At 44.7% G+C, this 21,481-nt stretch carries 21 protein-coding genes; 8 read left to right on the top strand and 13 right to left on the bottom strand.

Annotation, left to right across the window (positions count from 1 at the left end):
- Positions 1–40 precede the first annotated feature (40 nt).
- Together OCU46_RS04125 and OCU46_RS04120 are read right to left on the bottom strand one after the other, a co-directional pair.
- Positions 41–1,042, bottom strand: coding sequence for a lytic murein transglycosylase (locus OCU46_RS04125; protein WP_141270992.1), 1,002 nt, complete (start codon positions 1,040–1,042; stop codon positions 41–43).
- 17 nt (positions 1,043–1,059) lie between these two features.
- The gene (locus OCU46_RS04120; RefSeq protein WP_141270991.1) at positions 1,060–1,347 is read right to left on the bottom strand and encodes a YcgL domain-containing protein; all 288 of its coding nucleotides are present in this window, start codon (positions 1,345–1,347) and stop codon (positions 1,060–1,062) included.
- A gap of 177 nt (positions 1,348–1,524) precedes the next feature.
- Here OCU46_RS04120 and minC point away from each other — a divergent pair, with 177 nt between their 5' ends.
- From minC to minE, 3 genes are read left to right on the top strand one after another with little or no spacing between them, the layout of a single operon-like run.
- Positions 1,525–2,187, top strand: coding sequence for a septum site-determining protein MinC (gene minC / locus OCU46_RS04115; protein ID WP_141270990.1), 663 nt, complete (start codon positions 1,525–1,527; stop codon positions 2,185–2,187).
- A gap of 11 nt (positions 2,188–2,198) precedes the next feature.
- Positions 2,199–3,011, top strand: a complete 813-nt coding sequence (minD, locus tag OCU46_RS04110) for a septum site-determining protein MinD (protein ID WP_141270989.1) — start codon at positions 2,199–2,201, stop codon at positions 3,009–3,011.
- 7 nt (positions 3,012–3,018) lie between these two features.
- A complete protein-coding gene (gene minE, locus OCU46_RS04105; RefSeq protein WP_141270988.1) occupies positions 3,019–3,279 on the top strand; it encodes a cell division topological specificity factor MinE in 261 nt (86 codons plus the stop codon).
- A gap of 52 nt (positions 3,280–3,331) precedes the next feature.
- Here the strand turns inward: minE and rnd are convergent, their stop codons facing one another.
- The 6 genes from rnd to OCU46_RS04075 all read right to left on the bottom strand — a co-directional run bounded on the left by rnd (position 3,332) and on the right by OCU46_RS04075 (position 10,538).
- Positions 3,332–4,450, bottom strand: coding sequence for a ribonuclease D (rnd, locus tag OCU46_RS04100; protein ID WP_141270987.1), 1,119 nt, complete (start codon positions 4,448–4,450; stop codon positions 3,332–3,334).
- A gap of 189 nt (positions 4,451–4,639) precedes the next feature.
- A complete protein-coding gene (gene fadD / locus OCU46_RS04095) occupies positions 4,640–6,322 on the bottom strand; it encodes a long-chain-fatty-acid--CoA ligase FadD (RefSeq protein ID WP_141270986.1) in 1,683 nt (560 codons plus the stop codon).
- A gap of 130 nt (positions 6,323–6,452) precedes the next feature.
- Positions 6,453–7,301: an alpha/beta fold hydrolase gene (locus OCU46_RS04090; protein ID WP_244311383.1), complete on the bottom strand. Its 849-nt coding sequence runs from the start codon at positions 7,299–7,301 to the stop codon at positions 6,453–6,455.
- A 2-nt stretch (positions 7,302–7,303) separates the two neighbouring features.
- A complete protein-coding gene (locus OCU46_RS04085; RefSeq protein ID WP_141270985.1) occupies positions 7,304–7,849 on the bottom strand; it encodes a Slp family lipoprotein in 546 nt (181 codons plus the stop codon).
- A gap of 26 nt (positions 7,850–7,875) precedes the next feature.
- On the bottom strand, positions 7,876–8,577 hold the full coding sequence (gene tsaB / locus OCU46_RS04080) for a tRNA (adenosine(37)-N6)-threonylcarbamoyltransferase complex dimerization subunit type 1 TsaB (RefSeq protein ID WP_141270984.1): 702 nt from the start codon (positions 8,575–8,577) through the stop codon (positions 7,876–7,878).
- A 23-nt stretch (positions 8,578–8,600) separates the two neighbouring features.
- A complete protein-coding gene (locus OCU46_RS04075) occupies positions 8,601–10,538 on the bottom strand; it encodes a DNA repair helicase YoaA (protein WP_141270983.1) in 1,938 nt (645 codons plus the stop codon).
- 173 nt (positions 10,539–10,711) lie between these two features.
- Between OCU46_RS04075 and purU the strand changes: the two genes are divergently transcribed.
- On the top strand, positions 10,712–11,545 hold the full coding sequence (gene purU / locus OCU46_RS04070; protein ID WP_141270982.1) for a formyltetrahydrofolate deformylase: 834 nt from the start codon (positions 10,712–10,714) through the stop codon (positions 11,543–11,545).
- 36 nt (positions 11,546–11,581) lie between these two features.
- On the opposite strand, the gene OCU46_RS04065 is transcribed toward purU, so the two are convergent.
- Positions 11,582–12,157: a VOC family protein gene (locus OCU46_RS04065; RefSeq protein ID WP_141270981.1), complete on the bottom strand. Its 576-nt coding sequence runs from the start codon at positions 12,155–12,157 to the stop codon at positions 11,582–11,584.
- A 208-nt stretch (positions 12,158–12,365) separates the two neighbouring features.
- On the opposite strand from OCU46_RS04065, the gene argS reads away from it, so the two are divergent.
- A complete protein-coding gene (gene argS / locus OCU46_RS04060; RefSeq protein ID WP_141270980.1) occupies positions 12,366–14,099 on the top strand; it encodes an arginine--tRNA ligase in 1,734 nt (577 codons plus the stop codon).
- A gap of 206 nt (positions 14,100–14,305) precedes the next feature.
- Positions 14,306–15,343: an acyltransferase gene (locus OCU46_RS04055; RefSeq protein ID WP_141270979.1), complete on the top strand. Its 1,038-nt coding sequence runs from the start codon at positions 14,306–14,308 to the stop codon at positions 15,341–15,343.
- Positions 15,344–15,437: 94 nt separating this feature from the next.
- Here OCU46_RS04055 and OCU46_RS04050 read toward each other — a convergent pair whose 3' ends face one another.
- Complete coding sequence (locus tag OCU46_RS04050; RefSeq protein ID WP_141270978.1) at positions 15,438–16,505, bottom strand: DUF1254 domain-containing protein; 1,068 nt, start codon at positions 16,503–16,505, stop codon at positions 15,438–15,440.
- Positions 16,506–16,940: 435 nt separating this feature from the next.
- Between OCU46_RS04050 and OCU46_RS04045 the strand changes: the two genes are divergently transcribed.
- The gene (locus OCU46_RS04045) at positions 16,941–17,954 is read left to right on the top strand and encodes a manganese-dependent inorganic pyrophosphatase (RefSeq protein WP_141270977.1); all 1,014 of its coding nucleotides are present in this window, start codon (positions 16,941–16,943) and stop codon (positions 17,952–17,954) included.
- A gap of 103 nt (positions 17,955–18,057) precedes the next feature.
- Here the strand turns inward: OCU46_RS04045 and OCU46_RS04040 are convergent, their stop codons facing one another.
- From OCU46_RS04040 to OCU46_RS04030, 3 genes are all read right to left on the bottom strand, one after another.
- Entirely contained in the window at positions 18,058–18,372 is a 315-nt protein-coding gene (locus OCU46_RS04040) for a hypothetical protein (protein WP_141270976.1), read from the bottom strand.
- Positions 18,373–18,549: 177 nt separating this feature from the next.
- Entirely contained in the window at positions 18,550–18,810 is a 261-nt protein-coding gene (locus tag OCU46_RS04035; protein ID WP_141270975.1) for a DUF5062 family protein, read from the bottom strand.
- A 91-nt stretch (positions 18,811–18,901) separates the two neighbouring features.
- On the bottom strand, positions 18,902–20,248 hold the full coding sequence (locus OCU46_RS04030) for an MATE family efflux transporter (protein WP_141270974.1): 1,347 nt from the start codon (positions 20,246–20,248) through the stop codon (positions 18,902–18,904).
- A gap of 98 nt (positions 20,249–20,346) precedes the next feature.
- On the opposite strand from OCU46_RS04030, the gene OCU46_RS04025 reads away from it, so the two are divergent.
- The gene (locus OCU46_RS04025; RefSeq protein WP_141270973.1) at positions 20,347–21,294 is read left to right on the top strand and encodes a LysR family transcriptional regulator; all 948 of its coding nucleotides are present in this window, start codon (positions 20,347–20,349) and stop codon (positions 21,292–21,294) included.
- Positions 21,295–21,481 lie beyond the last annotated feature (187 nt).

Genomic DNA, 21,481 nt, shown 5'->3' with positions numbered 1-21,481 from the left:
ACAAAAAGAGCGAGGTTCATCCTCGCTCTTTCACTTTAAATTACTTCAGCTGATCCGCTAAATGGCTTACCGCCAATCCAAAGTAGTAAGAGCGGTTCCATTTCATTAGCACTTGATAGTTGTTATACACCAAATACACTCGCCCTGAAGGCGAATCTGGTGCTATCAACCAAGCATCAATATCCTTTTTAAGCTTAGGTAAATCACGCCCTTGCAGGCTACGAACACCCATTTCTTGCCACTGAGCTAATGTTTTAGCTTGCTCAGGCTGCCGTCCAAACACGCTATCATCTAGAGGCTCAGATAAAGTCACCTGACGACCCCATGTATAGGTATCATTCCATCCTGACTGCTTTAGGTAGTTAGCCGCAGAGGCGAACACATCGGATTCATTCTTCCAAATATTCTTACTGCCATCGCCATTGCCATCAGCCGCATAATTTAAGAAAGAGCTAGGCATAAACTGTGGTTGCCCCATGGCTCCGGCCCAAGATCCTTTCATGTTTTGCGCCGTGATATGCCCTTCATCTAAGATGGTCAATGCGGCCATTAACTCATTGCGGAAAAACGTCTCACGACGGCCTTCATAAGCCATAGTAGTTAAGGCATCAATCACATTATAGCCGCCTGTCAGCACACCAAAGTTACTCTCAACGCCCCACAGGGCAACGATAAACCTTGGCTGAACGCCATACAGCGCTCCAATGCGTTCAAGCTCGGCTTGATGCTTGCGATATTTCTGCTTGGCCTGTTTTATCTTCCACTGAGGAACAGCTCGAGGAATGTACTCGTCTAGTGTGATTTTGTTTTCTGGCTGAGAACGGTCGGCAGATACCGCTCTAGGTTTGAACTGCACATTAGCGAAGGCACTTTCGATGGTGTTAGACGTTATGCCTTGCTCTATTGCCTCACTTTTTAACGCTACAACGTATTCATCAAAGCTGACATCTCGCTCAGGTATTTGCGTATTAGCTGATACTGAAAAGCTGCTTACTAGTAAAACAAACCCTAGTTTTTTTGCGCACTTCAACGTCCTTGTCATTCTATCTCCTTTACGCGTTAATCAGTCGAGTCGCCTTGCTCTTTTTTACGTCGCTTATAGGCGTCCAATTCATTCTCAACTGGCGGTGGCAACTGCAGGAAGAAGCCATCGCTTAGCAATGATTCTTTTACTTTATCGACATCAACTGTCGCAAGGCCACGCTTTGCTAAATTCACCACCATCACCATGGTAGGTTTACCAAACATCTGCATCAATTGATCTGGCACTGCAGAAAAATCATCTTTCTTAGTGATGTAGAGGTACATACCCTGCTTTTTATTACTTTTATAGATTGCACAAATCATATATCGCCTTGATCTATCGAGTTCATATTCAAACTTAAACAACTAAAGTGTCAATTTTAAAGACTTTGTGTGATTTTGAGCTTAAAACCAACATTTGACAACAAGTTACTTGTTCGTTGTCACTATGATAGATAACATAACAGGTAACTGTTTGATTATATGCCAAGGCTAGGTTAGATGTCTCAAACTCCAGATCTAAAAGGAAGCAGTTTTCCACTTACTGTGCTTCACATGTATGAGCACGATACTGATTCGGCAATTTGTTATTTAGATGAAAAAGTGGCTAAGGCTCCTGCCTTTTTTAAAGCTGCCCCACTGGTCATTAACCTGTCTCAGGCAAGCTCTGAGCTTGATTTAGCTCGCCTCAAACAAGGCATTATTAATATTGGTATGGTGCCTGTAGGCGTCACCGATTGCACCAACAAACATCTCGAAAAGCTAGCAAGAGAAGCTGGGCTTGCTGTTATGACTGGCACCAACCGCCCAGATAAAGCGCCCGTAGCCATTACGCCAAGCAAAATCATTCGTACTCCAGTGCGTTCTGGACAACAAATTTATGCCAAAGACAGTGACCTTATCATCCTGAGCCATGTGAGCGCAGGCGCTGAGGTAATCGCTGACGGAAGCATCCATATCTATGGCACTTTGCGCGGACGTGCTATTGCAGGCGCGAGCGGGCAAGCAGCCTCAATACTTTGTCATAACATGCAAGCAGAATTAGTCTCCATTGCAGGAAACTATTGGCTTAGCGAACAAATAGAATCTCACTTCTGGGGAGAAAAAGTGATCTTGGGTTTAACGGACCAAACCCTTCACTGCGACCTCCTCAATATTAAATAAAGGATAAAATGATGGCACGTATCATTGTTGTTACTTCAGGAAAAGGCGGCGTAGGGAAAACCACCTCCAGTGCCGCTATTGCATCGGGTCTAGCCCTTCAGGGTAAAAAGACCGCTGTTATCGATTTCGATATTGGTCTACGAAATCTAGACCTAATCATGGGGTGTGAACGCCGCGTGGTGTACGACTTCGTTAACGTCATTAACGGCGAAGCGACGCTAAACCAAGCTCTTATCAAGGATAAGCGCACTGAAAATCTGTTCATTTTGCCTGCATCGCAAACTCGCGATAAAGATGCGCTTTCAAAAGAAGGGGTGCAGCAAGTATTAAATGACCTAGACGAAATGGGTTTTGATTTCGTTATCTGTGATTCTCCAGCTGGCATCGAGCAAGGCGCTTTAATGGCATTGTACTTTGCTGATGAAGCCGTTGTCACAACCAACCCAGAAGTATCATCTGTACGCGATTCAGACCGCATCCTAGGCATTCTTGATTCTAAGTCGCGCCGCGCTGAACAAGGCCTAGAGCCAGTGAAGACGCACCTTCTGCTGACTCGCTACCACCCAGCTCGCGTAACTCAAGGTGAGATGCTCAGCGTAGAAGATGTTGAAGAAATCCTACACATCGACCTGCTGGGTGTTATCCCAGAGAGCCAAGCGGTACTGAATGCGTCAAACAAGGGCGTACCCGTTATCTTTGACGACCAGTCAGATGCAGGTATGGCTTATCACGACACCGTGCAGCGTCTACTAGGTGAGCAGATCGAGTTTCGATTCCTTACGGAGCCGAAGAAAGGTATCTTCCAACGTCTATTTGGGGGTTAATTAATCTATGTCTTTACTAGAGTTTTTCCGCCCAAAAAAGAAGACGACGGCTAACGTTGCCAAAGAGCGTCTGCAGATCATTGTTGCTGAACGTCGCAGTCATGACGACCCGGCACCGTCTTATCTGCCGGAGCTTAAGGCCGACATTTTAAAGGTCATCAGCAAGTATGTAGACGTTGATCCAAACATGGTGAACGTTTCATTCGAGCACAAAGATGATGACATCTCTGTATTAGAGTTGAATGTGAAGTTGCCAGAAGAAGAGTAATTATTACTCAGGCAGTAAAACGAAAGGCGATGATTTCTCATCGCCTTTTTTATTAGTTTAGCTTCTTAAGTAAGCGCTCACCCAGCAGAGGTTTACGCCAGCCCTGCATCAAATCAGGGGTGGATTCTGGTGCCATGTTCTTGCGCCATACCCAAGAAATGAGTTGGTTAACTTGCTTTTTAGATGCCAAAAACTCGGGGGCAAGGTGCGAGTCCTTAACCACCTTATTCACTTCATCTTTCAATGACTTGAAGGTCTGCTTGTAGTTGGGAAGATCAACTAAGCGATCAATCTTTTGTGGCCACTCAGCTTCTGGTGTGCTTTGTGCTTTACGCACAATATTTGCAATCACCGCGCTGTAGCGGCGCACCGAGCGCACATCACATTGCTCTCTTTCCATATCGCGCGCAGAGGTCAGATTAAAGCGAGCAACCGCAAGCAAATCCACTTCTTTAAACACAAAGTTAAGTGCCAAGTCTTTACGTAGGGCTGTTTCATAGCGCCACGTTGCCAATGGTTTTAGAACGCTAAGCTGCTTAGGAGACAATTGCCACGCGCCTTTGATATCAAGATACGCTTTCTCTGGTTCATGATGACGAATACGTTTAGACACCTGAAGTTCAGACTCTTGCATCGCATTCTGCCAGTAACCAGACTCTTTTAAAGAAGCTTGTAGCTTGTCAAACAGTGGCTGTAGATAGAACACATCTGCAGCCGCATAATCCAGCTGTTTTGGAGTTAACGGGCGAGCTAGCCAATCTGTGCGCGCTTCACTTTTATCTAGCGCTACTGACAAGTATTCGTTCACTAAAGTGGCAAAGCCTGTCGACAAGCCATGGCCTAAAAATGCTGCCATTACCTGGGTATCGACCATAGGTGTTGGGACACTTTGGAAGTGATGCTGGAAGACTTCAATATCCTCACCACACGCATGCAATACCTTAAGTACAGAGGTGTCCTGTAGCAGTTGCACTATCGGAGTGACATCATCAATAACCGTAGTATCAATCAGGCTAAGAAGCTCACCATCGTACATTTGCACCAAGCCAAGCTGCGGGAAAAAGGTGCGGGTACGGACGAATTCGGTATCCAACATCACCGCTTCTTTTTGACGAGCTTGTTCGCACGCCTGTGCCAGAGTTTGAGTGTCTGTCACTATCTGATAATTCAAAATAGTCTCTTTATATTTCCATAATTAAAAATGCCCCTGCATTGCATGCGCTGATTGCGTCTGCTCTGCAGGGGCTTATATCAATCGTACTAAATAACGGCTCATTCTAGCGGGTTAACATGCTCGATGACTTCGTTATTTCTGTTCACTTACTCAGTGTGATTGATATCATGTCCAAATTCGCTTCAGTTAAGCTGATTCTGCCGTATTAGCGTCAGTACGTAGCTCGCGACGCAAGATTTTGCCGACGTTAGTCTTCGGTAAATCTTCCATAAACTCAACAATCCTAGGTATCTTATAACCTGTTAGATGCTGACGACAATGGTTAATTAGCTCATCTTTGGTAAGAGACGGGTCGCGTTTAACAACACATATCTTAACCACTTCACCGGATACATCATGCGGTTCGCCAATAGCGGCCACTTCTAGCACCTTACCATGCAGCGCAACCACATCTTCGATCTCATTTGGATACACGTTGAAGCCTGACACCAAAATCATGTCTTTCTTACGATCGACAATGTGCAAGAAGCCTTCATCATCAAACTTAACGATGTCACCCGTAGATAACCAACCGTCTTGAGTGATCACTTCGCGAGTTGCTTCTGGACGTTTCCAGTAACCTTGCATAACCTGAGGGCCACGAACTTGTAGCTCACCGACTTCAGTATTTTCGAGAGGCTCGCCATCATCGTTAACAATACGAACTTCGGTCGAAGGGACTGGCAAACCGATAGCGCCGTTGTAATCGGTCATGTCGTGTGGACAGCCCGATACCAGTGGAGAACATTCGGTCAAACCATAACCTTCAAGCAAAAAGACACCTGTGGTCTTTTTCCACTTGTCAGCTACCGCTTGTTGAACAGCCATACCACCACCAACAGCAAGCTTCATACGACTGAAATTCAGTTCGTGGAAGTCTTCATTGTTTACTAGGGCATTGAACAAGGTATTTACCCCAGTGATGGCGGTAAACGGTACCTTCTTCAGCTCTTTGATAAAGGTTGGAATATCACGAGGGTTGGTGATCAATAAGTTGTTAGCACCAAGCTCTAAGAACAGTAACCCGTTCACTGTTAAAGCAAAGATGTGATAAAGCGGCAGAGCCGTCACGACTAACTCTTTGCCCTCTTCTAGCTTAGCGGCATACGCCCCTTTTGCTTGCAGTACATTGGCAACCATATTGCGATGCGTCAGAACCGCACCTTTTGCTACGCCCGTCGTACCACCGGTATATTGCAAGAAAGCAATATCTTCACCACTCATAAATGGCTTCACATATTGAAGGCGACGGCCTTTCTGCAGGGCTTTTTTGAATGAGATAGCACCTGGAAGATCGTATTTTGGCACCATGCCTTTCACGTACTTCACGACAAAGTCGACAACGGTACCTTTCGCTGTCGGTAGCATTTGTCCTAGGCTCGTTAATACCACGTTTTTCACAGAAGTATTGTCAACGATTTGCTCAAGCGTGTTCGCAAAGTTAGAAACAATAACAATGGTTTCTACTTCGGCATCGTTAAGCTGATGTTCTAGCTCGCGCGGAGTGTAGAGTGGGTTAACATTCACTGCGATACATCCGGCACGAAGCACACCAAACAATGCAATTGGATATTGCAGTAGGTTTGGCATCATGATGGCAACTCGGTCACCTTTCTTCAGCTTTAATTCATTTTGCAGATACGCAGCAAATGCACGACTTCTTTCTTCTAATTTACGATATGTCATCACCGACCCCATATTGAGGAAAGCCGGTTGGTCAGCGAATCTTAAAACGCTGTTTTCAAACATCTCGACCAAAGATGGGTAGGTATCTGGATCGATCATCTCTGGTACATCAGAAGGATATCGAGAGAGCCAAGGTTTATTCACGTTAATACTCCTGAAAAAATAGCAACGCATTATATACGACTATCAGGTTGAATTTCTTTGTTTTATTGCGATTCCATTACAGGATAGCTGTAAAATTGAAATGCGTTCAAATGGTGTTCACAAAAGCACACTAACCGAACAAAATTAGAGCAATTATTGCCTCAGAAATAGACCTAGGACAGGTTAAGTGGCAATGATGGCCACCCTTAATGTGTAATATTTGCGTAGTTGGGGGGCAAATTGAGCTCAAATGGGTAAAACCCGCATCACCCAAAATGAGTAGATTTGACTTAGGAAGTGCATCAATAACCTGTTTAGCTTGCGCTTCTGTCATTCGATACAGTGATTCAGCCTTCAGTTTTTTGTCGTGTCGCCAACGCCAACCATGCTCTGTTTGCTCAGAATCTCGCTCCACCAGCGACGTAATCTCATTGGCGTTTAAAACATAGCGCTTAGCTCGCAGTGCCACCATTTCATCAAAACTCTCAAAGAAACGAGGCGGTTTTTTACTCACTCTTTGCCGACTTAGCACACCCTTTCTCAATCGATCTAAGCTGTTTTGTGGCGATTCATAAATTGGGCCATAGCCTTCTATTTGAACCAAATGATCGACATTCTCAGGGAAAGCCGCAGAGTAGCAACTTGCGACAAGCGCACCCATTGAATGCCCCACTAAAGTGAGCGGGCAATCGAGCTCTTTCTTAATTTGGTTAATAACTTGATGAAGGGAATCAATATAGTCATGAAAGGGATAGTAGCCACTGCGCGAGTGGGAGCTATAACCGTGTCCAGGGAGGTCTAACGCGATGAGCTGAATATCAGGATGCTGCGAGCGCAATTCTTCCATCAGGGGAGTAAATGATGCTGCATTATCTAGCCAGCCATGCAGCAGTAGAATACAACTAGAGGGGCTTTGTGTTTCATGGCACAAAGCCGATAGCAAGTAGTCACTAACCTCGAAGGTGCGTTCTGATAACACCGTTATTCAACACTCTGCACTACGTGCCCTGTAGTAGGTCCATAACGAACTTCTCGACAGTACAGCGAGCGACAAGGGAACATACTCAGCGGTTCATCATGTACGATCAGTGTTTCTTTTATTTGCCATAGGTGATAGCCATTGGCATTGAGTACAGGGAATCGGTACTCATATTCCCCTACTTTGCCTGTCTCATTGCCATCAGGATTTCCTAGTACAGAGATCAAACGCCCTTTAGAGAAAGTTACTGGGTCAATAAAGCCATCAACGTAGGCAACAAAGCGCCCCTCTGGTTCTACATTAATGTCTGGTTTGCCATCTTTAGCTATCGGAAGATTCACTATCTCAAGGCGCGTTTTCTCCTTGAGGTTAGTGATCTCGGCAATCACTCCGCCAAGTCGTACTTCGGAGACCGCTTCGGGTGCACTATTTACCCAATCTCCATAGTCGGTGACTATCTTTTCGTTACTTGAAACAAGCGAATCAGGTAAAGAGCTACAGCCCACTAAGACTAAGCCCAATACTAGAGCGATGAATACTCGATACATACAGCCTCCATGTACAACTTATCTAATTACTCTCGTCCTGGAAGCTTTTTCCACGCCACCTTATCACGCAGATAAACAGGTGATGCTTGTTCCGCACCGACTTGATTACCATTGGCAAGCTCATGCTGAGCCAAAACGACAATATCTTGCGACTCAGGGTACAGCAGACCACTGTCAGTGCGCTTGAGATTAAGCTGCTTTAACTCTTCAGCATACGCTTCCCAACCAGTACCCACTTGAGCCCATACTAAGTCGCTTTCGGCTGTTTGCTCAACAAGCTCAGATGGTGGAATAACACATTCCTCATCTTCAACCTGCCAAATGCCTGAGTCCATACGACTAAAACGACCCCAGTACACCTCGCTCATACGAGCATCGATCGCAGCAACCACGTTGTTTGCTTGGGTCGTACGATACGCGCCCTGTGCCATAGCTTGCAGGGTAGAAACCCCCACCATAGGTAGATCTGCGCCAAAGGCTAAACCTTGAGCAATACCAATGCCAATTCTAACACCAGTAAAACTGCCTGGACCTTGGCCGTAGGCAAGAGCATCCAAATCGCCAAGTTTCAAACCCGCATCAACCAACAGTTGATCCACCATAGGTAAAATCTTGGTTGTGTGTTCACGAGGAGCAACCTCACCTTTAGATAACACCTCTCCGTCAACCATTATGGCTGCAGAGCAAAATTCGGTTGAAGTATCTAGTGCTAGAATTTTTGCTTTCATCTATTACTCAGTTATTCGCTGTACTATTCAGCCTCGATCACTACATCGGTCGAAGGCTGTAGGAAATTTATAATGTTCGAAACGCTACGAGTGCGTGGTATCGGTGGCAGACTGGACAAAAACATCTTGCCATAATCGCGTGTTACCAGACGATTATCGCAGATAATCAATGCCCCTCTATCGCTTTTATCGCGAATCAAGCGCCCCACCCCTTGCTTCAATGCAATAACAGCATCAGGGAGTTGCACCTCATAAAAAGGTTCGCCGCCGTTCAGTTTACAATCCTCAATGCGCGCCTTTAATAGCGGGTCATCAGGGGCGGTAAACGGCAATTTGTCGATAATAACACAGCTTAACGCGTCACCTCTAACATCTATCCCTTCCCAAAATGCTCCAGTGGCTACCAGTAAGGCATCACCAAGTTCGGTAAACTCTTTTAGCAGTGCTTGCTTGCTGCTTTCGCCTTGCATCAGCACTGGCAAGTCTAGCCTTTGTCTAAAGCGTTCGGTGAGATCTTTCATCATGGCATGCGAGGTGCACAAGAAAAAACAACGGCCTTTATTGGTCTCAATAACAGGCGTCAACATAGACACCAACTTTTGCGCCATTTGAGGGCTGTTTGGTTCAGGTAAATAGCGAGGTACACACAGCCTTGCTTGCGATTGATAATCGAATGGACTGCTCAAGGCCAAGCTCTTTTTCGCCTTCAATCCCAAACGGGAGGTAAAGTACTGAAAGTCGCCAGATACCGACAATGTCGCCGAAGTAAACACCCAACTTCCACCATTTGCATCCACTTGCTCTTGAAATTTATTGGCGACCGACAGGGGCGTAATATTCAATGAGAAGTGTCTTGGCGTGCATTCGAACCAGTAGGAATACCCCATAATCGAGGTATCGCACACTCTCGTTAAGCGGTTTTGGATCTGAGTGACTCTGTCAAAAGCGGCATCCAAAAGTTGACTGCGGCCCAACGCCATTTTGAGGACATCACGACACAACTGCAGAGCATCTTGCAATCGTTCCATCTCTCGTTGCAGTTTTTGATTTTTCAGCGCATCACGCCAATTACCACGAAAGCCTGGTTCGCCCAGAGATATCCGCATCTCGGAAGCCGAACTCACCAACTTATCGGCTACCTTTTGTAGTTGACGCATGTCTTTCGCTTCAGTGCGATAGCCTATTTCTATGTCTTTGGCTAAATCAGCAATCTGCTTAGAGCTAATAGACTGACCAAAATATTGGCTAGCAATGTCTGGGATCTGGTGCGCTTCATCGAATACGAATACTTCAGCTTCAGGCAACAGCTCACCAAACCCGGTTTCTTTTACCGCCATATCAGCCAGAAATAGGTGATGGTTAACCACCACAAGATCGGCTTCTAGCGCCTTATTTCGCGCCTTAAACACAAAGCAGTCGCCAAAACTCGGGCACTCCTTGCCTAAACAGTTTTCATTGCTAGACGTAATATCTGGAATAATACGACTGTCTTCGGCAAGGTCCTCACATTCACCAAGATCGCCACTTTTCGTCGATGAGGACCAAGAGCGAACCTTAACTAATTGCGTCAGCAGTTGTGGGTCAGAATGATGACCATGACTCTCTACAATCTGGCGGCTCAAGCGGTCAAGACACAAGTAATTGGCCCGCCCTTTTAAAAGGGCAATGCGCCCAGTAAAACCCAGCGCCTCTTTCATTAACGGTAGATCACGGTGAAATAGCTGTTCTTGTAGGTTTTTCGAACCCGTTGAGACTATGGTTTTCTTGCCACTTAACAATGCAGGTGCAAGGTAGGCAAAGGTTTTCCCAGTACCTGTTCCCGCTTCAACTACTAATTGAGTTTGCTCTTGAATAGCTTGATAGACACTTTCTGCCATCATAGTTTGCTCATCACGCGGCTGAAAGCCAGAGATCGCTTTACCTAATGCGCCATCGGCAGAAAAAACGGTACTGATATTCACAAAAGGTGCCTTGTTGATTGAGAGTGAAAATAATTATGTCAGCTTTTTCCTGCTGGTGCGACTGTGACCGGAGAAAGCTTAGCTATTTAACCCATCGTTGAATTTGCAAGCAGGTAAAAAATTGGATAATGTCGAAGCAGACCTATTTTCAACATTTTTACTAAAGAGTCATCATGGAAAGAAAGACCCTCCTCACCCATTGTTCTGACGAGCCTGGACTGATCGCGAAGATCACCAATATCTGTTACAAGCATCAGCTGAATATCATCCACAATAACGAATTTGTAGACAACACCAGTGGTCACTTCTTCATGCGTACTGAGCTTGAGGGTAACTTCAACGATTCTGTATTTGTGGAAGACTTAGAATTTGCATTGCCTAAAAACGCTAGCAAGAAACTGGTGGATTCAAGCAAGAAAAAGGTTGTGGTCTTAGTCACCAAAGAATCGCACTGTTTGGGCGATATTTTGATGAAAACCTTTGATGGCAGCCTAAATGTTGAGATCACTGCAGTGGTTAGCAACTATGACATCTTGCAACCACTGGTTGAGAAATTCGATATTCCATTTCGTCACGTTAGCCATGTAGGGCTAAACCGTGAAGAGCATGAAGTGAAGGTGAAAGAAGCGATTGACGGTTTTGATGCTGATTACCTAGTGCTAGCCAAATACATGCGTATTCTGACGCCTGGCTTTGTAGAGCATTACCACAATCGCATCATCAATATCCATCACAGCTTCTTGCCTGCTTTTATTGGCGCTAAGCCATACCAGCAAGCGTATGAGCGTGGTGTAAAGATCATCGGCGCAACGGCGCACTTTGTGACTAACGATTTGGATGAAGGCCCAATCATCAAGCAAGACGTGATCCCTGTGGATCATAACTTCAGCGCTCAAGATATGGCGCAAGCGGGCCGTGATGTTGAGAAAAATGTACTGAGCAAGGCCTTAAACAAAGTGGTGAACGATCACGTGTTTGTATACGGCAATAAGACCGTTATCTTATAACTTGTTTTAACTGAGCCCCGTCTGGGGCTCAATTGTTTATCCTTGTTCTGATTCTACGATTTTCTTTAGCGGATGTGGGTGCAATTTGATGCACACACCGTCTTTCTTAAACGCTATAGTAGGATTGGCTAATCGCTCACCTTCGCCCTTCGGGCTAGATAGTTTCATCTTCATCCCTGTTTCAAGGTTAAAGCTTGGAAACCGCAGTTTGATATCTTGCAGGTAGTCTTGCGCATCAGTTTTATCCGATGGAATCACAAATTCGATATGTTCCCAATCTTGAGAAGGATAGATCTTACCTGGTGCAGGATAAGGCAATTCTAGGCAATCAATAGACCAAGCACCGGCTGTGATAGGTGTATCAAACGCAATCACAACGATAGGTCTGCCGTTAATTTGCGCCTGTGAGATAGTCGCGCCCAGTTCTGACCAAGCTTTGTGAGCGAGTTTGGCTAGGTTTGAGTCATTGATTCTAAGGGCGATATGGTCTGCTTGAAATTGGCTAAGATCTAATCCTAACGCCTGACCTAGCCCTGCTATCTTTTGAGCAAACGCATCCACCCTCTCTAGCATCTGTTTTGGGTGTAGATTTGCTTCTATCAATTGCTCCATATTCCCTGCCCTTTGGTCTTTTACTGCGGTTTGAGCAGAAGTTTACCCATACCGCAGAGTATTGCTACAGATTAATTGATTTGACTTCGTTTCGAGCGCTTTTAGATCAGCGCTTATCTTGTTATCATTACCCCCATTTTTGTGAACTACGGCACGAAAGCACTTATTATTAGCTTTCTTGACACTCCTTGAATTGAAGGAATTGCGTGTGAATATCCAAGCACTTATTAACGACAAAGTATCTCAAGCACTAGAAGCAGCAGGCGCGCCAGCAGGCAGCCCAGCAGCAGTGCGTCAATCTGCAAAACCTCAGTTTGGTGACTACCAAGCGAACGGCGTAATGGGCGTTGCAAAGCGACTAGGTACAAACCCACGCGAATTTGCTCAAAAAGTGCTTGAGCACCTAGACCTTGATGGCATCGCTAGCAAAACTGAAATCGCTGGCCCAGGTTTCATCAACATCTTCCTGAGCGAAGAGTTTCTTGCTAAATCTGCAAAAGCTGCACTAGCGGACTCTCGCCTTGGTGTTGCATCTGAAGCACCGCAAACTATCGTTGCCGATTACTCTGCGCCAAACGTGGCAAAAGAGATGCACGTTGGTCACCTTCGTTCAACCATCATTGGTGATGCTGTAGTTCGTACTCTTGAGTTCTTGGGACACAAAGTCATCCGCGCTAACCATATCGGTGACTGGGGTACTCAGTTCGGTATGCTTATCGCAAACCTTGAGCGTGTTTCAGAGCAAGATGGCGAAGTTTCTATGAAGCTGTCTGATCTTGAAGCCTTCTACCGTGAATCTAAGAAACTGTACGACGAAGACGAAGAGTTTGCGGTTAAAGCTCGTAACTACGTAGTTAAACTACAAAGTGGCGACGCGTTCTGCGTAGACATGTGGAAGAAGTTGGTGGATATCACCATGCAACAGAACCAACTTAACTACGACCGTCTAAATGTATCTCTAACTCGTGACGACGTTATGGGTGAGAGTCAATACAACCATATGCTAAAGGGCATCGTTGCTGACCTTAAAGAAAAAGGCCTAGCGAAAGAAGATGACGGCGCACAGGTTGTATTCCTAGACGAATACAAGAACAAAGATGGCGAGCCTATGGGCGTTATCGTTCAAAAGCGTGACGGCGGCTTCCTATACACCACAACCGATATTGCTTGTGCAAAATACCGTTATGAAGAACTGGGCGCTAACCGCGTACTTTACTTCATTGACTCACGTCAGCATCAGCACCTAATGCAAGCTTGGACAATCGTTCGTAAAGCAGGCTACGTGCCAGAAGATGTCTCTCTTGAGCACCACGCATTCGGCATGATGCTGGGCAAAGATGGTCGTCCATTTAAGACTCGTGCTGGCGGTACAGTTCGCCTAGTTGATCTTCTTGACGAAGCCGAAGAGCGCGCTGGTAAGCTTATCGAATCTAAAAACCCAGAGCTTGCAGAAGACGAGAAGAAAAACATCGCGTCTACTGTTGCTATGGCTGCCGTTAAGTACGCTGACCTTTCTAAGCACCGTACTACTGACTACGTGTTCGATTGGGACAACATGTTGGCATTTGAAGGCAACACAGCGCCTTACATGCAATACGCTTACACTCGTGTAGCATCGGTATTTGCAAAAGCTGGCGTGTCTATGGATGACCTTACTGGCGACATCATCGTTACTGATGAAAAAGAGAAAGCCCTTATCGCTAAGCTAATGCAGTTTGAAGAAGCAGTACAATCTGTTGCTCGCGAAGGTCAGCCTCACATCATGTGTAGCTACCTATTTGAACTTGCTGGCCAATTCTCTAGCTTCTACGAAGCATGCCCAATCCTGGTAGCGGAAGACGAAGCTGTTAAGCAAAGCCGTCTGCAGCTTGCCGCTCTTACAGCGAAGACGATCAAGCAAGGTCTGTCTCTGCTAGGCATAGAAACGTTAGAGCGTATGTAATTCATCGATTTCTAGCGCTCAAGCTTTGAGCTGTGTGAAATACTATGAAGGGTCTGAATATAATATTCAGACCCTTTTTAATACCTGGTCCTGCCAAGTATGCCTGTTTAATCACGCTTTTATTAGGGGATTAAACACCTGCAGGTACACTGCACTAAAAGTGCTAAGTTGAATAATACTCGACAGTTTATAGAGGGTAATAAGAATTGAATAAAACCGAAGAAGCTCGTGTGTTGTGGGCGGATAACTTACGTGCCTTTTCTGTTATCGCAGTCGTTTTACTGCATGTTGCGTCTGAGTTTGTCAGCGACATAGACATTCATAATCCTATCTATGGCTCTACCAGTTGGTGGGCGGGCAATATTTATGCCTCAATAACACTGTGGTGCATTCCGTTTTTTGTCATGATTAGCGGCTATTTCTTACTCAATAAATCTGAATCTAACACTCTATTCCTCAAAAAACGGCTTCGCCGAATCTTAGTCCCGATGGCCTTTTGGTCAGTATTCTATTCCCTATGGATAATGCTAAAACACTCCATAAACGGCGATATCACGACCGCGTATTTTACCGTTGCCAAAGGTTGGGTATTGGGAGAGCCCTACTACCACCTGTGGTATCTATTTATGATTCCATTTTTGTATCTAGTTACCCCAGTGCTACGAGTGATCATTCGCTCCATAACTCAAAGAGAGCTATTTGTTTTAGTCTGTCTCTGCTTTTCTCTCGCTATGCTTTCAGCACTTTCCGAGGTGGTGCTTTTATACTTCGATTTGAATGCAAAAATTAGTCTCTTTACCAACGATTTTCTAAGCTACATCGGCTACTTCTGCCTCGGTGGGTATATTGCGAAATATAATATAAAGGTGAAAATAAACGGGTGCTTGGCGATCTTCATAGCGGCTTTATTATCAACGCTTCTAGGTAGCTACTATCTCACACACCTCTATTTCTATTCCTACTTAAGCATTAACGTCGTTGCAGCCTCAATAGCACTGTTCTTTTTAATTAAGCACTACGCCAATAAAGACTTGAAACTTAGCCACGTAGCCAAACTCAGTTTTGGTATCTACCTAATCCATCCGTTATTTATCAAATCCATTTCGTCTTTTTTTGGCGATTGGCTGCTAATTTGGTTGGATACCTCTTTATATATTCCATTGGTGGCGTTAATTGCTGTTGCGTGCTCTTTTGTCATGGCTTGGGGCATGACTAAAGTGCCATATTTAAATCGATGTATTTAACGCAAAAAAGTAAGCCTCATAGGTGCTAATGAGGCTCGCTGAGGGTTCTGCATCAACTACGGTTATTGTGCAGTGTCATACTAGAGAAGTGTAATTACTTCACTTCTTTGACTAGAGGAAGAAGACGGTAGCCATCCATTACCTTCTTACTTGGAATGTAGTGACGCATTGCAAGGTTGAACTTACCTGTGTTGTTACCTTCTGTCGTCGTAATGTTGTTCGGCGCATCATCACCGCAGCCAAAGCTCAATGTCAAAGTACCATCAGCATTATATTCCGCCGTATCAGTAGATACGTTAGCGTGATCATTGAACATGAAGCCAGCACCGTTATAAACCGTAACAGAGGTAAACGCTAAGTTCTTTGGATCTTCAAAAGTAGCTTGGTAACACTTAGAGTTATCCATGTTCTTAGAGATCTCATAGATGTTATCTTTTAATTGCGCGCCACCCCAACCTACAGCAGAGCCCACCTCGTATTTGTTTTGAACAAACAACTCATCTGATGCATCGCCAGGACTGGTGAACATACCAGAAAGTGCATTTGCGCCATCGCGAGCAATGATGTCAAATACCTGACCTTTTAGGGCCATTTCAGTCGCTTTGAATTCATCATGATCGTATGCAGGGCCGTCATACACATATGGGTTAGCTGAATTCGCATCAACGCGTATCTTATTACGAATCTCCCAAGCTTCTTCAACCGAATAGCGAGCGTCTAAGCGGATAAGAACTTGAACGTGATCGCCAGTATGCGTTTGTAGTGAGTATGTACCCGCACCATATTGCATTGCTTGGATTCGGTGGTCTTCTGTGATGACTTCCATCGACATATACATGCCTTCGTCAATCTCTGGCAGTGTTACAGTCGCGCCCTTGCTCACATCAACAGTAGAAAATGAGTAGTACGTGTCACGGTTCATACGCACCACTTCTTGTTCATCTGTCGGAGTCAAATTGCGTTTGTGATTAAACTTATTTACACCTGCAATGTCTTGTTGCTTTAAGAACTGACGTGCAGTTTCAACCATTGGGTATTGCTCTTGTGAAACAGCAGCACCGCCTTTAGCCCACATTTCATTTTCAGTTGTCGCATCAGCCAGTGCAGTCATAGACATTAGCGAAGTTGAAGCAATACAAGTAGCAAGGATAAGTTTTTTCATGATTCTACCTTTTAAGTTTAAGAACATGCGAATGCATGGATGACGCATTCAGATTCGTTTAAATGGGTTTGTCTTAGCTCTTACAAAAATAATAGCGCCTTACTGATATGCTTTGAAGTTACATCTTTCTATATCAATTATAATTCACATGAATATCACTATTGATTGGTAGATTCAGAATGAAGGGTACTGTCATTGTCTGTATTTGACTTTAGCTGCTTAAAGTCAGATTCGTATATAACAGGAAACCAATAAATCAGGAATATCATATTCATACCTTTGTATTCATGTCCTAGAAAGATGGCTTCTCACATCACAGACTTCTTGGACACTGACCCTCAAATCACTGAAACAAAACAGAAATATCAACGACATATATCTGCAATAAATACAGTTTAGGTTATGAGCCTCTTACGTTAAATTAAGGGAATATTCGTGAAACTCACACCTATCGTCGCAGCTCTATTAATGTCCGTCAGCTCAGCAAGCTATGCTTTTGATCTGCAAACACCCGCTAACAACGAAACCGATAATCTGGTTTGGACTGGTCACTTGAGTCCAGATACCGATACGGTTATGTCGGCAATGCTGGCTGCGCACATCTATGGTGGTACCGCGACTGTTCCCGAGCAAATTAACCCAGAATCGGAATTTGTTCTGAATTACTGCAACGCTGAAGCGCCACGTGTTGAATCAGACTATTCCGCATATCAAGTTGGTTTGGTGGACTTTAACCAAACCACTCAGTTAGCACCCACTATCAATCAAAGCTCTATTGTGGCGGTAATTGACCACCATGCTATTGGCGGTTCACCAATCAATACTCCGCAAATCGTAGCAATGGATATTCGTGGCTGGGGCTCAGCGGCAACTATCTTGGCTGATAATGCTCAGAAGCTTAACGTTACCCTGCCTAAGCACCTTGCTTGTGCCGGCCTAGGCGCAATCTTATCTGACACAGTGGTATTCCAGTCATCAACAACAACGGATTACGATAGAGAATACGCTGAAAAACTAGCAGCTATCGCAGGCATTGAGGACATTGAAGATTTTGGCCAGCAAATGCTGATCGCTAAATCTGATCTAAGCCACCTATCCTCTGAAACCATTTTGACTATGGATTACAAAAACTTCGAGTACGGTGGCAAGAAGGTGGGTATTGGTGTTGCTGAAACGCTAACGGCTCAGCAATTAATAGACCGAAAAGAAGAACTACTATCTGAGATGAAGTCTTATAAAGAAGCGAATGGTCTTGACCATCTTTTCTTCTCCATTACGGATACCAAAGACAAGAAAGCGAATCTGCTATGGGTTGATGCCGACGACTATCAAGTCATCAAAACCGCTTTCAACGCTGAGCCAACATCAGACATGTTGACCTTAGACGGTGTCACTTCTCGTAAGCGCCAGATAGGTCCTGCAATTCAAAAAGCGCTAGAAAGCCTTTAATTAGTACCTATATTTACATTGTATAAAGAGGGGCTGAATTGATTTTCAGCCCCTCTTTTTATTTGCTCGACGAATTGTTCGCTCAACTACTCAGTGCTAATGACTAGAAATGTGATTGCATGAAGATCTCCTTAGCGAGATCCATTTTCGTTTTGGTGTAGTTAGGCTGGCCATGAATGCCGATGATGTATTGTCGTCCGTCTTTCTCAACCAGTGCCATTGTTCCTATTTTCCCGTTGGTAGAAATTGGCACTTGAGCTTGTGTTGCTCCAGCGCCAATAAATTCTTCAGCAACGGGACAAGCCCGGGCGCCAACATTAGGGCTACTCGCCACTACCGTATTTGAGGGATATTCCCATATAAATGTATTGGTTAGTGTTAGGTGAGAGATGAGGAAAGCAGTTATTGATAGTGACATAGAGAGCGACTTTTCTAAGAATACAAAATGTCACTAGACTCTATCAAGGAAATTAAGCGTCGGTATAACCATCTAGTGCCAGAGTAAATATTGTCGGCGATCTAGGTTATGTTGATACTTGCGAAAAGAGTAGTTAGAAGCGCTAGTGAACAGCTATCACCACTAGCGCTGAGCTTCTTATTTTAGAGGATCATTATCAGGCAATACGCTGTGCATCCATAACGCTAGGCGGTGCTTGATATTGGGACCATCCAATTTGTTGTCTGGGAGTGGCGTAATTTGGTTTACCCCAACTAAGAATAAATACACACCTTGAGCCTTCAAAGGGCCTGTCGAGCTTGGTAGGTCAATGCCTTGCATCTTTGCCATCTTCATACCGACGTCTATTGCCTTTTTTACAAGCTTATCTTCGTTATGAATCTTCGCGGTTTTTGACATATTGTGCCCATCCTTTGAGTTGATTTAAGAATGAGTATATCAAACGCCAAAATCCTCACACTTACCCAAATCTCAAGTTGAGAAGTGAGTCTCAGGCAGTTTGCATTAGCACTCGATTACTTGAGCGCCTAGTTTCAAAGATGAGCTGAGCCAGTAACAAGATGCCTGTCACCCCAAGGCCGATACCAATACCACCCCAGATACCAGCTAAACCATAGGCTTTCATTAATAGCCAAGCAGCCGGAAGACCAAACACCCAGTAACCCACTGCTGTCATTATGGTTGGTACCATCACGATCTTCATCCCACGCAAAAGATTGATAGCAAGCAATTGCCAAGCATCCACCACAAAACACAATGCCACAACCCAGATCATTGATGTCAGCAATGCGGTCAGTTCATGACTGCCCTCCGCATCTAATTGAAATAGACTAGCTATGGCTTCAGGCCATGCAATAAATCCAAAGGCAATGACAAAGCTCAGTGCCGTTACGGCAACAAAGCTCTTCTTAGCAATGGTTTTGATGCCATCGTAATTATTTGCGCCATATTCTTTACCCACCAAAATGGCAGAGGCCTGTGCAAAGCCAAAGTTGATGTTCCAAGTAAAAGACAAGCATTGTAGTAAGATTTGGTGCAGTGCTAGGGATGCCACACTAATCATGCCTGCCATCAAGGTGCCGCCATAGATAAGGCCATGTTCTAGCATTCCTGCGAGAGCGATTGGCATACCCATAGATAAAAGCGGTCCCATTAGTCTTACGCTGTACTCGTGCATATTTTGCCAAGGTGCAAAGCGTTGATACTTGCTTTGACGAAACACCCAAGTGCCGTACCCCACAAATACAAACCAAGCAGAGATTGCCGTGCCATAGCCAAGACCAGCAATGCCCCAATCGAGAGTAAAGGCAAGTAAGTAGCTGATAGGCACATTGATGAACACAGTCAGAATAGACATCACCATCACAGAGCGCACATCACCAAAGGTGCTGGTTAGGCCACGAAGCACAAGTAGCAGAAGCGTTGGCAACATTGCCCACTTCAGTGCGTTCAGATACAGCATCGCAATATCAATAACTTCTGGTGATTGCTTAGCTTTTGCTAATAACTGAGGTGCAAATAAAAAGCTAAAGCTCAGTACCAAGCTAAGCAAAACAGAAAGCATCACCGCCCCTTTGACGGCAAAACGGATCTGTTGCTGACCAAAATCAGGACGCGCAATGCTTTGCCCGTAAGCAATCGCAATCAGGTTGGCTACACAGCCAACAATACTGCCAGCAACAAGAAAAACAAACGAATACACAGAGGCACCCAATCCACCAGCGGCAAGATCAGCAACACTGATTTGCGACATCATCCATACATCAGTAAGTACCAATGCCATAGCGATGAGTTGTGATAATGTCAGTGGCAATGCCAGTTTAAGAATGTTTTTCATACAGCCCTCTATAATTTGGGCTCAAAGTACTGCTAATTGAGCTAGGATTCAATTAACATTTATGTCAGCTGGCATTACCTGAGATCATGTGAAATATTATGAAGCCCTATCCTGATATCCCCTACTCCCATAACAGTTTAAAAACCTTTGAGGCCGTTGCGCGTCATCTTAGTTTTACTGAAGCCGCAGATGAGTTAAGCGTCACGCAAAGTGCTGTCAGTCGTCAGGTAAAACAACTCGAAGAGGGAATCGGTGTCGAGTTAATTGTACGAGGGCATCGAAGCATAGACCTAACACCGCAGGGATCAGAGCTATTTGCTGTTCTACAACGAAATTACCAGAGCGTACAAACCTTAATACAGTCTTGGCATCCTAATCAGCAGCAAAGAATCGTGATTAAAGTGGCCTTGAGTTATGCCACTCGATCATTGCTTCCAAAAATACAGCAACTGCAAGAGCGTTATCCTGAACACGAAATCGCGGTAATTCCCACCATTGATGAGGATGAGGCGCTGAAGTCTACAGACTACGACTTACTGATTCTTAACTCGCGTGCTCCCCATCAATACAAAAACCGTACTGATGTGGTGTTTCTCAGAGATGAATATATGGCGCCAGTATGCTCTCAAGAACTGTATTCAAAAGAATCAAATCTACAATCCCTACTAACTATGCCACGACTGCATCCGACCCTTGACCATCATGACTGGAAAACTTGGCTTGCCAGTGTCGGACACAAAGATACCTCAAAGATAAGAAATACTACCTTCTTTACCCTAGATCTCGCCCTTAGTGCTTGCCTATCTGGCCAAGGGGTGACGGTGAGCGACCTTCTGCTTATCTTGCCTGAGCTTGAGCACGGCTACTTGGTTTGCCCTAGTAAGGCTCAAATCCAACCCAGTGTTTGGCAATATTTCTGCCACTGCCGAGGCACTTCTGACATTGTTAAAGAGATCCATCAATGGATTCAAAGAGAAACAGAAAGAGAATTAGAGACATTAGCGAGGTTAAGCCAAGATTTCGGTTGGAACTACGTGAAAAAGTGATAATAGATGTAGTTATATTGAATATAAATGCAATGATAATTGAGGTTTAAGCAAGCGAACAACTAGAGTAAACGAGGTGCTTCGTTCTTCTTGAATAAGAGGATTTAAGACAAGAAATGGCGCTAAAATACGTAAAGTTCTTTGAACGACTCAAGTGAAAACATTTTTCAATCGGGTATCTAAAGGG

Source organism: Vibrio comitans (assembly GCA_024346835.1).
Classification (GTDB): domain Bacteria; phylum Pseudomonadota; class Gammaproteobacteria; order Enterobacterales; family Vibrionaceae; genus Vibrio; species Vibrio comitans.
The sequence above is the reverse complement of the archived record's forward strand: the minus strand, read 5'-3'. Positions and strand labels throughout refer to the sequence as shown.